The following is a 13,926-nucleotide window of genomic DNA, read 5'->3' as shown; positions in this document are numbered from 1 at the left end:
ATCGTCATGACCAACCCCCGCCAGATGAAGCTGGGCGCCTTTATCATGGGCGTCGGCCATCATATCGCCGCGTGGCTCCATCCCTCGGTCGAGCCGCGTGATCTGGTGTCGCTCGATCATTATGTTCGGATTGCACAGGCGGCGGAAGCGGCGCGGTTCGACGCCCTGTTCTTCGCGGACAATGTCGCCGCCCCGCCGCTATCGCCTTTGTCCGCGCAGGCCGCTCCGGTCTATTATCTCGAACCGTTGACGCTGCTCGGCGCACTGGTTCCGGCAACGGAGCGGATCGGGCTGGTCGCCACGGTGTCCGCGACCTACCTGCCGCCCTATCACCTCGCCCGAAAGTTCGCGACGCTGGACCATATCAGCGGCGGGCGCGCCGGATGGAATTGCGTGACGTCCGGCTCCGACGCCGAGGCGCGCAATTTCGGTCTGGACGCTCAGATCGGCCATGCCGAACGCTATGAGCGGGCCGCCGAATACATCCATGTCGTCAAGGCGCTGTGGGACAGTTGGGACGACGAGGCGCTGCAGTTCGATCAACCAGGCCGCCGCTTCTTCGACCCTGCCAAGGTCCGGGCGATCAATCACGACGGGCGCCACTTCCGCGTCCGGGGGCCGCTACAAGCCGGACGACCAATCCAGGGTCATCCGGTGATCGCGCAGGCCGGATCGTCGGCGGACGGCATCGCACTGGCGGCGGCCACCGCCGAACTCGTTTTCACCGCGCAACAGTCGCTGGATGAAGCGGTCGCGTTCGCCAACACGGTGCGGGAGCGCGCCGTCGCAGCGGGACGCGGCCGTGAGGACGTGCTGGTGATGCCCGGATTGATGCCCTTCGTTGCCGACACGCAGGAAGAGGCGCAACGCCTGCACGATGACCTGCAGGCGCTGGTCGATCCGCGGATCGCAATCGGGCTTGCTTCTGCGATGATGGGCGCGGACCTCGGCCAGTATCCACTCGATGGTCCCGTCCCCGACCTTCCGCCCACCGAGGGCTGGCAGAGCCGGCAGAAGCTGTTCTTCGACCTTGCCCATGCGGAGGGGCTGACAATCCGCGAACTGGCCGTCCGCGTTGCCGTCGCGCGCGGTCACAAGGTCGTCATCGGCACTGCTACGCAGATCGCTAACGAAATGGAGGCATGGTTCCAGGCTGGGGCAGCGGACGGGTTCAACATCATGCCGCCGACCCTTCCGTACGGACTGAACGACTTCGCCCGGCTCGTCGTCCCCGAACTGCAGCGGCGCGGACTGTTCCGTACGGAATATGAGGGCGATACGCTGCGGGCGAACCTGGGGCTGGCCCGCCCGGCAGGACACACGTCATGAGCACCCGCCCGCTATATCGCGGTTGGCATATGGTCGGGGCGGTGCTCGTCGCCCTGATGCTCTGCGGGACCACAACCATCGTCGCGACCTTCGGGATCGTTACCGCGCATTTGACCCGTTCCTTGGGCTGGACCCAGGGCGCGATGGCAACCGCGCTGTCGCTGTTCCTGCTCGCAACGACGCTGGCAGTGCCCGTGGTCGGCATCGCCGTCGACCGTTTCGGGTCGCGGCGCACCGCCATGGCAGGCATCGTCGCCTTCGCGGCGCTGCTCGCCGTGGCCGGGGGAACGATCACGTCGCTGCGCGGGCTGATGATCTTCTACACCCTGTTCGGGGCGGTCGGCGCGTTCACCAATCCCATCGTCTACATCAAGGCGCTGTCCACCTGGTTCGATCGCCATCGCGGCTTCGCGCTCGGCCTCGCGGTCGCGGGCCAGGGTGTGGGCGGTGCGATCCTGCCGATGGCCGTCGAATATGTCAGCGAAGCCTTCGGTTGGCGTTACGCCTTCTATGCCCTGGCCGCTGCCTTGATGCTGTTCGTCCTGCCGCTGGTCGCCCTGTTCGTGCGCGACGATCCGGCAGAGGCCGCCGTTCCCTTCGCCGATGCCGCCGATCCTGCCCATATCGATCATTCTATGGCACAATCGGGCCTGACAGTCGCCCAGGCCCTGCGGACCCGCGCCTTCTGGATCATCATCGCGGTTTTCCTGCTGTTCGGAATGACCAGCTACGCGCTGACCGCGAACTTCGTCGCGTTGATGCTGGAGCGTGGGGCCGGCACGCTTCCGCAGATTGCGATGCTGTCGTCGCTCGCCGGCGTCGCGATGATCGCCGGCAGACTGGTATTCGGCTGGCTGCTTGATCGCTTCCCCGTCCCGATCGTGGGCGCGGGCGGCGTCCTGTGCGCAGCAGCCGCGTTAGCCATCCTGCTACGCGTAGACACCATCGGCATTGCCGCCGTCACGATGAGCGTGCTGATGGGCATTGCGATGGGCGCCGAGACCGATCTCCTCTCGATCCTCGTGGGACGATATTTCGGGCAGCGCGCGATCTCGCGTATCTATGCATGGCACAACGTCAGTTTCCTGCTCGGTGCCGCTATGGGACCGCCCCTGTTCGCCACGCTGCGCGGCCGTTTCGCCAGCGCGGACATCCCCATCCTCACGCTGATAGCCTTGGTCATCCTGTCGGCAGCGCTGCTCTTGATGCTGAAAAGACCCGTGGTCGGCTGAACTGCAGCGTTAACTCCCTGACCAAGCGTTCTGATTCGATAACTGGCTGGTGCTGTCAGTCCAATGCGAACCGCTCTCCACACGATGCATGGCGGTCTTTGAGGGCACCGGCTTAGCTTGCAAGGTTGTGCCACTCCACCAGCGCGGCGGAGCGTCGTTCCCGGTAGGTCTGGCGGTCGATGAGGTGGCGCCGAAATTGGCCTTCGAGGATGCGGAAACGGGAATGATCGGGCTGAACCAATTGCCGCTTGCGGGAGGACAGATTGCCTGCCCCAGCTTCTAGAGCAGTTTCCGGCCGATCTGAGTCGATGCGGGATTCCCATTGGTGCAGTGATCTGATTCAAGGTGCTGGCTGGATGGAGGCCGGCATGAATGGGCAAGCCGTTGTCGATGGACCTGCGGTCGCGAGCGCTAGCCGCGGTTGACGAGGGGATGAGCTGCCGGGCTGCGGCGCGGCGGTTCGGGGTGGCGGCCGCGACGGTGATCCGCTGGCACGATCAGCGCCGCAGCACCGGTGGCTATGCCGCCAAGCCGCAGGGCGGCGATACGCGGTCGCGGCGGATCGAGGCGTACGCGCACACGATCCTGTCGCTGCACGAGGCCCGGCGCGACATCACCTTTGGACGAGCTGCGCAGCGAGCTGGGCCGGGCGGGGGTGACGGTCGCAATCTCGACGCTGCATCGCTTCTTCGCCCGTCACGGGGTCACGCGCAAAAAAAGACCGGCCACGCGATCGAGCAGGACCGCGCCGACGTCCTGAGCCAGCGGGAGGCATGGTTCGACGGCCAGCCCGATCTCGACCCCGCGCGTCTGGTATTCATCGACGAGACCTGGACGGCAGCCAACATGACCCGCAGCCACGGCCGTTGTCGCCGGGGCGAGCGACTCCGGATGGGCTACCCGCACGGCCACCGCAAGACGACGACGCTGGTCGCAGGCCTGCGCACGACCGGCATGGTCGCGCCCATGGTGCTCGATGGCCCGATCAACGGCGACTGGTTCGAAGCCTATGTCGACCAAGTGCTCGTGCCCGACCTCAGGCGCGGCGACATTGTCATTATGGACAACCTGTCCAGCCACAAGCGCGCCAGCATCCGCGACCTGATCGAGGCGGCCGGTGCTCGGCTCATGTTCCTTCCGCCCTACAGCCCCGACTTCAACCCCATCGAAAAGGCGTTCGCCCGCCTCAAGGCCATGCTCCGCAAGGCCGGCGAGCGGACCGTTTCCGGGCTGTGGTCCCTCATCGGCAAGTTGGTCGACCTGTTCCAGCCGCAGGAATGCGCCAACTACTTCAGCTCCTGCGGCTATGACCCAGACTGAACGGAAGCCGCTCTAGGTTTGGGGCGAAAGCGGATGCCCTCCCCTTCACCTCGATGACCCAGGATTAGACATTCATAACCCCTTTTCCGCTGCCCAACTTCGGCCGCGTGTTCATCACCGCGTTGTGGGCATTTTAGGAAGCAGGCTGTGCAAATCCGAGCTTCATGCTCGACGAGGTGCCGACGGCTTTGGCGGGCTATGGTGCCCGGCGAACTGCCACGCTATGTCGAACCGTAGATGCCGAACCGGGCTCCTCGTAATACAGAACCAGGATGGTAGCTGGCGGGGCGGCGGTGAGGATCAACAGAAAAAGGCCGACCAGCTGACGTGATGGGTTGGACGGCCCCTGCACCAGCGTAGCTGTGCAATGATGTGGTCGTTGAGCCACGTCTAGGAGTCGATCCATGCAGCAGGATGTCGTGACCGTCGGTGTCGATCTGGCGAAGAACGTGTTTCAGGTCCACGCGATTGGTGCTGATGGAAAGGTGTTGGTGCGGCGGCAACTCCGGCGCGGCGAGGTACTGAAGTTCTTCTCATCGTTGCCGCCGTGCCTGGTAGGGATGGAGGCAAGCGCGTCGGCGCACCATTGGGGCCGAGAGCTTTTAGCGCTGGGTCATGATGTCCGACTGATGCCGCCGGCCTATTTGAAGCCATATGTGAAACGCGGGAAGACCGACGCCGCGGATGCCGAGGCGATCTGCGAGGCTGTAACCCGGCCGACGATGAGGTTCGTGGCGGTGAAGAGCGTCGATCAGCAGGCGGTGCTGATGCTCCACAAGACCCGTGATCTGCTGGTGCGACAGCGAACCGCACTGATCAATGCGCTGCGGGCGCACCTGTCGGAGTACGGGATCGTCACCAGCAAGGGGCCCGGCGGTGTCACCGCGCTCATGAAGCTCCTTCACGAGGGGCAGGAGAAGCTGCCAGCATATGCCCGGTCAGCGCTGCATACCATCGGTGCTCAACTGCGATCGCTGGCAAGCGAGGTCGACCGGCTTGATACACTGATCCTCGCCTGGCACCGTGCCGATGACACCAGCTGCCGGCTTGCGGCCATTCCCGGCATCGGTCCGATCACCGCGTCGGCAATCGCCGCGGCTGTACCCGATGCATCGCTATTCCGCTCCGGCCGCCAGTTCGCGGCATGGCTAGGCCTCACACCGCGGCCCCATAGCTCCGGCGGAAAGGAGCGGCTTGGCGGCATCAGCAAGCAGGGCGATGGGTACCTCCGCAAGCTGCTGGTCGTCGGCGCGACCGCAGTGATGCGTATGGCGCGCAAGGATGCCAGCCGACAGCCGTGGCTAGCGCGACTGCTCGAGCGCAAGCCGGTGAAAATCGCGACCGTCGGGCTCGCCAACAAGACAGCGCGCATCGCCTGGGCGGTGATGGCGCGCAAGGAGGTCTACGCAGCGGCTGCCGCGTGACCGCTGTCCTCGCCGACCGCTGAGCGGCCGGCAGGATGGTGTAAGGGCAACTGAGTGGTGATGACAAACCGGTCAGACCGGGGATCGAACAAACCCAGGGGAGCAGAGCGCTTCGAGCGCGACGACGTGATTAGGGATCCGCGGACTTCATCAGGGCCAGCAGCCATGCGGTGCTGCACGAACAGGCCGAACACATGGACGCACCCGACCGGTGCTCATCGCCGCACGAAAGCTCTTGCACCGCAGGGGCCGTCCAACCCATCACGTCAGATCGAACAGGTCGTCGTGGGCGGAAACGGGATCACGACAGAGGTCGTCTTTTTCCATCGCGCGAGCCGAACGGCCATCTTCACTGACCTTATCCAACACTTCGAGCCGAATTGGTTCAAGGGGTGGCGGGCTATCGTGGCAAAGCTCGACTTTTTTACCGCGATCAGGTCGACCGTTCCCCGGAAATTCCGGATGACCTTCCGCGACCGTGAAGGCGCCGGACGCGCAGTGCAACGCATTATGGCATGGCCGACAGCGGCCGTCCTAACGGCGCACGGTGCACCAATCAGAAACGACGGTCAGGCGGCGATTGCCCATGCCTTCGACTCGTTGCTCAGCGAAAAAGCGTCTCGGTAGTCCGAACGGCTTGATCGCTGCTTTCCCGGAATACCATCCCAATGGGAATGCCCCGGCCGTGTCGCTGGCCGTTCCCAATCGGGAAGGGTCGTGTCCGGCCGAGGCACGGGCTAGGCATGGATGATGTTCTTTCCTAATGCCTCCCCCAGCGAAGGGCCGTTTGTCCTCACAGAGCACGATGCCGGCGACGTTCTTGATCTGTATGCGCGGTGTATCGACTACTTCCTGTTGCAGGATGGGGAGCCGGCGACGCTGGCGGACGCGATCGAACTGTTCCGGGATGTTCCGGAGGAAAAAAGCCCGGTCGATCAGACCGTATTGGGCTGGCGCGGCCAAAATGGGCTTATGGCGGTGGTCGCCATTCTACGCGACTATCCAAGCAATGATGTCTGGTATCTTGGCTTTATGATTGTTGATTCAGCCGCCAGAGGAAAAGGCATCGGTCGGGCGATCTATGACGCGATCGAGCGATGGGCAGTGGATCGCGGGGCGCAGGAAATGCGCCTCGCCGTGCTTGAGGTGAACGCGGCAGCGGAGAGGTTCTGGCGGTCGCTGGGTTACAGAGAGCTTCGGCGGGTCGGTCCTGACACGTTCAAGGCGCGAAGCCACCATCGCGTCGAGCTATGCCGCATGTTGGGCAGCAATCTGCCAGCGTAGCCCGCCCCGTGGGGTGGCCATCGTCATTCCCGATATCCGATCCCAATAGAATGTGTCGGCCGTTCCATTTATTTGCCTATGTCAGATAGTTACGAGCACAAAGGTGCCGGCGATGGAAGTGATAAGGAAGGTATGATCCGTCAGTTGCATACCGTTCATCCTCCGCAATGTAGGCCAACCCTGCTTTGGAAGAGGAGGTTTGTCGTGCGTCATTTCACGGTTTTGATTCGCCTTGCGCCGATCGCGATTGGATTGACTTCAGCAGGTGTCGTCGCAGCAAAGGCGAATGATCTTTACACTGTGAGCGAGCGGACCGAGGCGAAGACAGGAGATACGGGCAGTGTCACGAAACCTGCGGCGTTTGCCAAGCGCGCAACTGTCCATGAGAGGGGAAAGGGCGAAGGCCATGCTCATGTTGGACGGAGCAATGCGGCCGTGACCGTCTTGTCGGAAATTGATGCCGGCCATATTCGCGATCTGTCCTCTCGTCGTCCTGTGACGATCCACCTCCCGGGCAATCCGAGCACCGGCTATGCATGGAACGTGTTGCGTGCGCAGAACGTCACGGTGAAGCAGCCTATTGAAACTGTTCCCGAGCCCAAGACCCCCGCGGGCGTCGTCGGTGCGCCGGAGATTACGGTGATTCACGTCCTGCCGGGGCATCCCGGCGCAGCCTCGCTCGAGCTTGGCTACGTCGGCCCTGGGCAGACGCGCCCCGACAAGGTCCTGCATTATCGCTTCACAATAAAGTAAGGGCGGCGGGGCACTACGTTGGGCCAGCCCTGGCGCTGATCGCAGCGTCCCGCCAGTCCACGGCTGCCAAACTGAAACCGGCGCCGTTGCTCTGTATCGACTAACGACCGTGTTCGGTAGCGAACCGTTCGCCCCGGCCGGCGCTGCCTTCGGATATGCCGAGGCCGAGTTTGGCAACGTGAACATGGCGGAGCACCCCGCCATTCTGCGAGTGACTGCCAAGCCATGAAGCCATCCCGTGGCGCGGGCCACTCAGGTGCCAGGAGGGAGAACCATGCGGTATCACGACGACGGCCCTTCACGATCCCGTCGCACCGCCATGTCCCTTCATGCGTGAAACCGAAGCGGCTGGCAGCGCGGATAGATGCTGCGTTCAGGGCGTTGCAGCGCCAGACGACGCGGTGATAGCCGAGCGCGAAGGCATGGTTCATCATCAGGAATATCGCCTCGGTCGCGGCACGGGTGCGTTGCAGGACGGGTGAGAACCAGATGCTGCCGATCTCGATGGCAGCATCGTCGGGCGCGATATCACAGAAGGAGGCCCAGCCCGCAGCCGTTCCGCTGGCTTGCGGGATCACGGCGAAGAAGGGTTGCCGGCCGATCCCGGACAATCCCGCGACATGCGCGGCGAACGCCTCCTCCGTCGCGAACGGCCCATAGCGCAGATAGGTGAAGGAGCGATCCGCCCCTTGCGCGACACGCCAGAGATCGGCCGCGTGCGCCATCCCGAGCGGTTCGAGCGTAACGGCGCGACCGGCATGGATATCGAACCCCGGCAATGGCGGAGCCGCACCGGTGACGACGGCACCGAGCGGCAGGTCGTCGGTCCGATCCGGCCTAGGACCGGCGATCACCGTAGCCGCCCCGATGCGAGCAGGGCGGACAGGCCCGCGGGGAAAGCGATATCCCCGCCCAGTTCGGGGGCGGGTTCGGGTGCGGCGAAGGCGCTGCGGATCGGCAGCACCCCGGCCCAGACCGGGTGCGCTGCCTCGTCTCCGTCGCTGGGCGGCTCGGCCCGTGCCTTCACGCTGGCTTCCTCAATATCGAGGTACAGGACACTGGTTGCCTTCAGTTCCTGCGTGGTCATCGGCCGCAATGTCTCCCAGCGACCAGGGAACAAGCCGTCGGTGAACCGCCGCAGCGCGTCGGCGATCGCGTCGGGTTCCTCGACGACCCGCGCGATGCCGAAGACCATCGCCGAGCGGTAGTTGACCGAATGATTAAACGCCGACCGCGCCAGCACATAGCCGTCCATATGGCTGACGGTCAGGCAGACGCGCTGTCCCTCGGCCTGACGCAGGAAGCGACTGGCGGCGGAACCGTGCCAATAGATCCGGTCACCCTCACGCCAGTGGATGGTCGGCGTGACATAGGGCTCGCCATCGATGACATAGCCGACATGGCAAATCGGCGCGGCGTCAAGCACCGCATGGACCGTGCCGGCGCCATAGTCCGCGCGGCGATGCCCGCGCCGCACCCGGCTGCGTTCGGTGATCGGATAGGTGTCCTTGTCGGATGAATGATCGGTCGGTGTCATGTGGCCCCCTTGCCTGTTGCGGGACCGCCATGTCAGGAAAGCGGATTGCTGCATAATGCCACTTGCGCAAAGATCGGCAGTCCAGTTGAAGGGGACATGGTAGCCACACATCCTGCCACCTGGATCCTGATCGATCGCCGCGCCGGGTATCTCGAACGACAGATCCATGACGCCATCCGCGACCGGGTTTTGGCGGGGCAGCTCGTGGCAGGCGAGCGCCTGCCCTCCTCGCGCGCGCTGGCGGCGATGCTGGGGGTGGCGCGATCGACGGTCGTGGCGGGCTATGAGCTGCTGCGTGCCGAAGGCTTCGTGACCGGGCGGGCGGGGTCGGCGATGCGGGTGGCCGACCTGCCTCCGCCCCCCGACGGCGCACGCCCCGCGCCGCTGCCACGAGTGTCCCCTCCGGAACCCGAGCCGGAACGCTTCCTGCCGTTCCGGCCAGGCCTGCCCGATCTCGACAGCTTCCCGCACGAGATCTGGTCCCGCTGCCTTAGCGCCCGTGCGCGCCATCTGCATATCCATGACCTCGGCTACCGCGATGAGAACGGCCTGCCGGCGCTGCGGCAGGCAATCGTCGATCATGTCACGCGGGCGCGGGCCGTGCTGGCCGACCCCGAGCAGGTCGTCATCATGCCGTCGACCGCGGCCATTCTGGCGCTGCTCGCGCGGGTGCTGCTGCCAGCTACCGGCCGGACCGTCTGGCTGGAAGAACCGGGATATCGCACCGCCCACGACATCTTTGCCGCGGCAGGCGCCGCGATCGTGCCGCGCCCCTGCGATGCGGAGGGCATGACTATCGGGCATGACGATCCGGCACCGTCGATCATCTACGTCACGCCGTCACACCAATATCCGACCGGCGTGGCGATGAGCCTGACGCGCCGCATCGCCCTTCTGCACGTCGCCGCTGCGCACGAAGCCGTCGTCATCGAGGACGATTACGACAGCGAGTTCCACTATGCGTCGCGCCCGCTCGCGGCGTTGCAAGGGATCGATCGCGCGGATCGCGTGGCCTATGTCGGCACCTTCTCCAAGGTACTCGCACCCGGCCTGCGCATTGCCTATGCGGTGCTGCCGGCGTGGCTGCTTGCGCAGGTACGGCCTATCCTGCGGCGCGAGGGCGGGTCGGTGCCGATCCATGTCCAAGCGGCGATGGCCGATTTCCTGAACGCCGGACATCTCCGCGCGCACGTCCGGACGATGCAGCGCGTCTATGCCGAACGGATGACGGCGCTCTGCGATGCGTTAGCCACCGTTACCGAAAATATGCTCTGTGTCGAGCCGGTCGCGGGCGGGCTGCAACTGCCCGTCTGGTTCCGCGACCAGCGTATCGACGACCGCCGTGTCGCCCATGCGCTTCAGGACCGAGGGATCGGCGCCATGCCGCTTTCGCCCTTCCATGCGGCCACGCTGCGCAGCGGCCTGCTCTTCGGGATTGGGGGTGCGACGGACCGGAATATAGCGCACCTCTCGAGCGTCATTGAGCGCAATTGGCCATTTTATGGCATTTCGACGTCTTGAACGTCGGTCCGGTCGTTCTCGAAACCGCAGCGATTCCGATAACGGTCGTGCCGTCTCGCTGACCGTTCCCAATCGGGAAGGGGGTTAGGACAGGCGCGTTAGGTCCGGCCAACCATACGCTACCTCATGTAAGGTCGTATCGCCGTCAGCGACCTCCTTTTCGGTGATTATTGTGCCGCCCAATCCCTCATAGAAGCCGCGCGCCCATATTCTCCCGCAGCAGCCAAAGACCTGCGCTTGTCATCGGCCGGGCTTTCAGATCGCGTGCCATTAGGGTCATTAGCGCGCGACCTACGCCACCACCTTGTTGCGAGCGCAGGATGTAGATTGCGCCGAACTCACCGGCAAAGCCGCGCTCGCGCATCGCATCGTCACGTTGTCCACCACATCTCGCTTGCGCTCTCGGCGACATAGATCCGTGTTCCGTCCGGGCGGGCGGGAGCGCCGAGAACCGTGGTCCACATCGCTGCCCGGCTGTCAGCCGACAGGCTCGCGAGCATTTCTTGAGGAAGCAGTCCGGTATAAGTTTCGTGCCATGACGCGACGTGTAGCGCGCCGATCGCATCGTCAACGGTTGCCAAGCGGTAATCGACCATCGGCATCCACGCTCCCTTTACAACGTCGGATCAGCATGACGCCGGCTAAGGGAACGAACAAGGCGAGCCTTCCCGATATTCGATCCTTGTGGGAATATCCCGGCCGTCTCGATAGCCCTTCCTTCGTGGAAAGGCATCCCCCTCCGCTTGACGGAAAGCCTGCGCCGCCTAAATTGCAAGACGCCTAAAAAGACAGCGATGCAGGTATGGTGACAACCTGCGGTCTCCTTGGAGACAGTCACGCTTGAGCGACTGATGCCGCTCTTGGCCATGGCCGGACACAGCGAGGATGGGCCTCGTGCGTGGCCGGTCGTCGTTGTCTGAACCGCGATCGGTCCGTGTCCGTCTAACCAACTGAAAGGCACGACCATGAAGCTGAACCATATCAATCTTTATAGCCACGATACCGAAGCGGATCGGGCTATGTTCGAACATTATTTCGGTATGCGCACGCTTGTCGTGCGAGGTACGAAAATGGCGATCATGCAGGACGACGACGGCTTGGTGCTGATCGTCAACCACTTCGACAATAAGCTCGACGGCTTCGACTATCCGAAAAGTCTCGACATTCTCCACATCGGCTTCATCCAAGAGTCGCGCGAGGCGGTGGATGCCATGCATGCGCGCCTGACTGGGGATGGCTGGGAAACGCAATCACCGCACGAGACGCACGGCGCATGGTCCTTCTATTTCCGGGCAAGGGGTGGCTACTTCATCGAAGTGACGACCTTGACCCCGGTCCGCCCCGAAGAAGCGTATCAAGGTAAATGGCAGTAAGGTCCGACTCGGGTCGGCGGAGTTATCCGTCGACCATCTCAACCTTTGTGCCGTTCGGAAAAAAGCGGCGAACGACCCGGCCGATAGCTCCCTGCTATGAGAGCCTTGTTCTTGGGATGACCATATGTTCACGCACATCATGATCGGCAGCAACGACCTGGATCGATCCAAGGCCTTCTATGACGCGACGTTCGCGGCGCTGGGTGGAAGCCCCGGCGAGCAGGACGAGAGGGGCCGACTGATCTACAATCATGAAGGCGGACGATTGATGATCACCCGGCCGATCAATGGTCATCCGGCGAACCCTGCCAATGGCGGAACCATCGGCATTGCCGCCATCAGCGCGGACCACGTTCGCGCATGGCATGAGGCTGGTATCGTGCATGGCGGCACCTCGATCGAAACCCCACCGTGCGAGCGGCCGAATGGTGTCTTCGTTGCCTATCTGCGCGACCCGGACGGCAATAAGCTTACCGCACGAACGAAGGCACTGCGGTAATCTCATGGAACTTGGCAGTTCGGTGGGACAAAGAGGCTCATGTCTTTTGGCATCAGCCTGATCGTCCTGGTCGCAGCGGTCCTTCACGCCAGTTGGAACGCCCTCCTGCGCGGAGGCAACGACCGGCTTTGGTCGATGACGATCATGTGCATCGCCATCGCGGTCGCCTGTGCCCTGATGGCGCCGTTCGTGCCGGTGCCCTCGATAAAAAGTTGGGGCTACCTCGCCATGTCGGCGCTGCTGCACGTCGGATACAATCTCTTCCTCGTGCGCACCTACCGGCAAGGCGATCTGGGGCAGACTTACCCGATCGCCCGCGGGGCCTCTCCTCTTCTGGTATCGCTCGGTGCCGCGGTCTTCGCGTGCGAACTGCCCGACGCGCTCAGCCTGACGGGCGTGCTGCTGGTGTCGTGCGGCATCGTCGCGTTGGCCTTCCAGGGGCGGACCATCGGGCCGCAGACCTTGCTCTTCGCGCTAGGGACCGGCTGCTTCATCGGCGCCTACAGCGTGACCGATGGCATCGGCGCCCGTCTGTCAGGCTCGTCTGTCGGCTACATCGTCTGGATGTGCCTGTCGTGGGGCCTACTCATGCCAGCGACATACGTCATTTTGCGCGACGCCCGCTCCATCATGCGGGCGCCAAGAGAAATGCTGGTGGCGGGCAGTGGCGGACTCGCCTCGCTTCTGGCCTATGGAATCGTCATCGTCGCTATGTCACTTGGCCCGATGGGACCGGTGTCGGCGTTGCGCGAGACAAGCGTCGTCTTCGCGGCCCTGATCGGCCGCATCTTCCTTGGCGAAACTTTGACTCGTTGTCGGATTGCGGCTTGCCTGGTGGTTGCGGCGGGGGCGGTTCTGATCGGGCATGGGGGCTGAAGACGCACGAGATTGGATTAAATTGGTCGTGTAGAGACTAGGCCCCTAAGCTTCCCGAAATTCGATCGATTCCGAGAACACCCGCGTCGTCTCGATCGCCCTTCCCAATCGGAAAATCACCCAGTAACGATTGTTGCGAGCAATTCGCAGAATGTATTATAGCTCCGCGCGCAATGCCGACGAACGCCGAAGCCCTGTCCCGTTTGCTGTTAGCGGATCGCGCGCCGCTGATGCGGTGGGTTGCCCGCATCGTTGGTGCAGGACCGGCGGCCGAGGACGTCACGCAGTCCTTATGGCTTCGTGTCCAGCGCGTTGCGGACGATCCGCCGATTACGCACAAGCGCGCGTATCTGTACCGACTGGCATCCAATCTGGCACTCGACCACGGCAAGCGCGAGGCGCGGCTCCAGAGCGTTCATGAGGAAGCACAGGCGCTGCTGTGGGGTAGCGATCACGCACTGGCCGCGGATCGTACGATCCTCGCGCGTGATACGTTGAAGCGGATCAAGACCGGCATTAATGCCCTGCCCTCTCAAACCCGGCGGGTCTTCGAACTGCATCGATACGACCATCTCACCCAAAGGGAAGTCGCTGAGCGGCTGGGCATTTCCACCACAGCGGTCGAGAAACATATGCGGCGGGCCATGACGGTGATTTCCGCCTGCCGCGATGCTGATGATTGAGTCTCGGCGTAGCCGCAGGCGGGGTTGGGCAAGTGGCGGTACGCGCAGTCATAAAGACATGTCGGTACGGATGCCGGCACGGGGAAGGTTGTCGC

At 63.6% G+C, this 13,926-nt stretch carries 14 protein-coding genes; 11 read left to right on the top strand and 3 right to left on the bottom strand.

The window, feature by feature from the left end; genetic code table 11:
* Window positions 1-6: 6 nt before the first annotated feature.
* The 6 genes from QE363_RS10145 (at window position 7) to QE363_RS10120 (ending at window position 7,342) form a co-directional block, all read left to right on the top strand.
* On the top strand, window positions 7-1,329 hold the full coding sequence (locus QE363_RS10145; protein ID WP_309694896.1) for an LLM class flavin-dependent oxidoreductase: 1,323 nt from the start codon (window positions 7-9) through the stop codon (window positions 1,327-1,329).
* Window positions 1,326-2,561, top strand: a complete 1,236-nt coding sequence (locus tag QE363_RS10140; RefSeq protein ID WP_309694894.1) for an MFS transporter — start codon at window positions 1,326-1,328, stop codon at window positions 2,559-2,561. The genes QE363_RS10145 and QE363_RS10140 overlap by 4 nt, the downstream gene beginning before the upstream one ends.
* 372 nt (window positions 2,562-2,933) lie before the next feature.
* Entirely contained in the window at window positions 2,934-3,881 is a 948-nt protein-coding gene (locus tag QE363_RS10135) for an IS630 family transposase (protein WP_309694892.1), read from the top strand.
* 404 nt (window positions 3,882-4,285) lie between these two features.
* Window positions 4,286-5,305 (top strand): IS110 family transposase, encoded by a 1,020-nt coding sequence (locus QE363_RS10130; RefSeq protein WP_309694889.1) that lies wholly within the window; start codon window positions 4,286-4,288, stop codon window positions 5,303-5,305.
* Between the two features lie 747 nt (window positions 5,306-6,052).
* A complete protein-coding gene (locus tag QE363_RS10125; RefSeq protein ID WP_309694888.1) occupies window positions 6,053-6,589 on the top strand; it encodes a GNAT family N-acetyltransferase in 537 nt (178 codons plus the stop codon).
* Between the two features lie 204 nt (window positions 6,590-6,793).
* The gene (locus QE363_RS10120) at window positions 6,794-7,342 is read left to right on the top strand and encodes a protease inhibitor I42 family protein (protein ID WP_309694886.1); all 549 of its coding nucleotides are present in this window, start codon (window positions 6,794-6,796) and stop codon (window positions 7,340-7,342) included.
* On the opposite strand, the gene QE363_RS10115 is transcribed toward QE363_RS10120, so the two are convergent.
* Together QE363_RS10115 and QE363_RS10110 are read right to left on the bottom strand one after the other, a co-directional pair.
* A complete protein-coding gene (locus QE363_RS10115) occupies window positions 7,321-8,196 on the bottom strand; it encodes a GNAT family protein (protein ID WP_309694884.1) in 876 nt (291 codons plus the stop codon). The two genes, QE363_RS10120 and QE363_RS10115, sit on opposite strands and share 22 nt — an antisense overlap.
* A complete protein-coding gene (locus QE363_RS10110; protein ID WP_309694882.1) occupies window positions 8,193-8,879 on the bottom strand; it encodes a pyridoxamine 5'-phosphate oxidase family protein in 687 nt (228 codons plus the stop codon). The genes QE363_RS10115 and QE363_RS10110 overlap by 4 nt, the downstream gene beginning before the upstream one ends.
* 45 nt (window positions 8,880-8,924) lie before the next feature.
* Between QE363_RS10110 and QE363_RS10105 the strand changes: the two genes are divergently transcribed.
* Window positions 8,925-10,400: a PLP-dependent aminotransferase family protein gene (locus QE363_RS10105; RefSeq protein WP_309694880.1), complete on the top strand. Its 1,476-nt coding sequence runs from the start codon at window positions 8,925-8,927 to the stop codon at window positions 10,398-10,400.
* A gap of 371 nt (window positions 10,401-10,771) precedes the next feature.
* Here the strand turns inward: QE363_RS10105 and QE363_RS10100 are convergent, their stop codons facing one another.
* A complete protein-coding gene (locus QE363_RS10100) occupies window positions 10,772-11,002 on the bottom strand; it encodes a hypothetical protein (protein ID WP_309694879.1) in 231 nt (76 codons plus the stop codon).
* A 363-nt stretch (window positions 11,003-11,365) separates the two neighbouring features.
* On the opposite strand from QE363_RS10100, the gene QE363_RS10095 reads away from it, so the two are divergent.
* The 4 genes from QE363_RS10095 to QE363_RS10080 all read left to right on the top strand — a co-directional run bounded on the left by QE363_RS10095 (window position 11,366) and on the right by QE363_RS10080 (window position 13,831).
* Window positions 11,366-11,773 (top strand): VOC family protein, encoded by a 408-nt coding sequence (locus QE363_RS10095; protein WP_309694876.1) that lies wholly within the window; start codon window positions 11,366-11,368, stop codon window positions 11,771-11,773.
* 124 nt (window positions 11,774-11,897) lie between these two features.
* Window positions 11,898-12,272 carry a VOC family protein gene (locus QE363_RS10090; protein ID WP_309694874.1) on the top strand — a complete coding sequence of 125 codons (375 nt, stop codon included), beginning with the start codon at window positions 11,898-11,900 and terminating at the stop codon, window positions 12,270-12,272.
* Between the two features lie 39 nt (window positions 12,273-12,311).
* Window positions 12,312-13,148 (top strand): DMT family transporter, encoded by an 837-nt coding sequence (locus QE363_RS10085; RefSeq protein WP_309694872.1) that lies wholly within the window; start codon window positions 12,312-12,314, stop codon window positions 13,146-13,148.
* 173 nt (window positions 13,149-13,321) lie between these two features.
* A complete protein-coding gene (locus QE363_RS10080; RefSeq protein WP_309694870.1) occupies window positions 13,322-13,831 on the top strand; it encodes an RNA polymerase sigma factor in 510 nt (169 codons plus the stop codon).
* Window positions 13,832-13,926 lie beyond the last annotated feature (95 nt).

Origin of the sequence: Sphingomonas sp. SORGH_AS_0870 (assembly GCF_031453175.1) — a bacterium.
In the GTDB taxonomy this organism is placed as follows: Bacteria; Pseudomonadota; Alphaproteobacteria; order Sphingomonadales; family Sphingomonadaceae; genus Sphingomonas.
The sequence above is the reverse complement of the archived record's forward strand: the minus strand, read 5'-3'. Positions and strand labels throughout refer to the sequence as shown.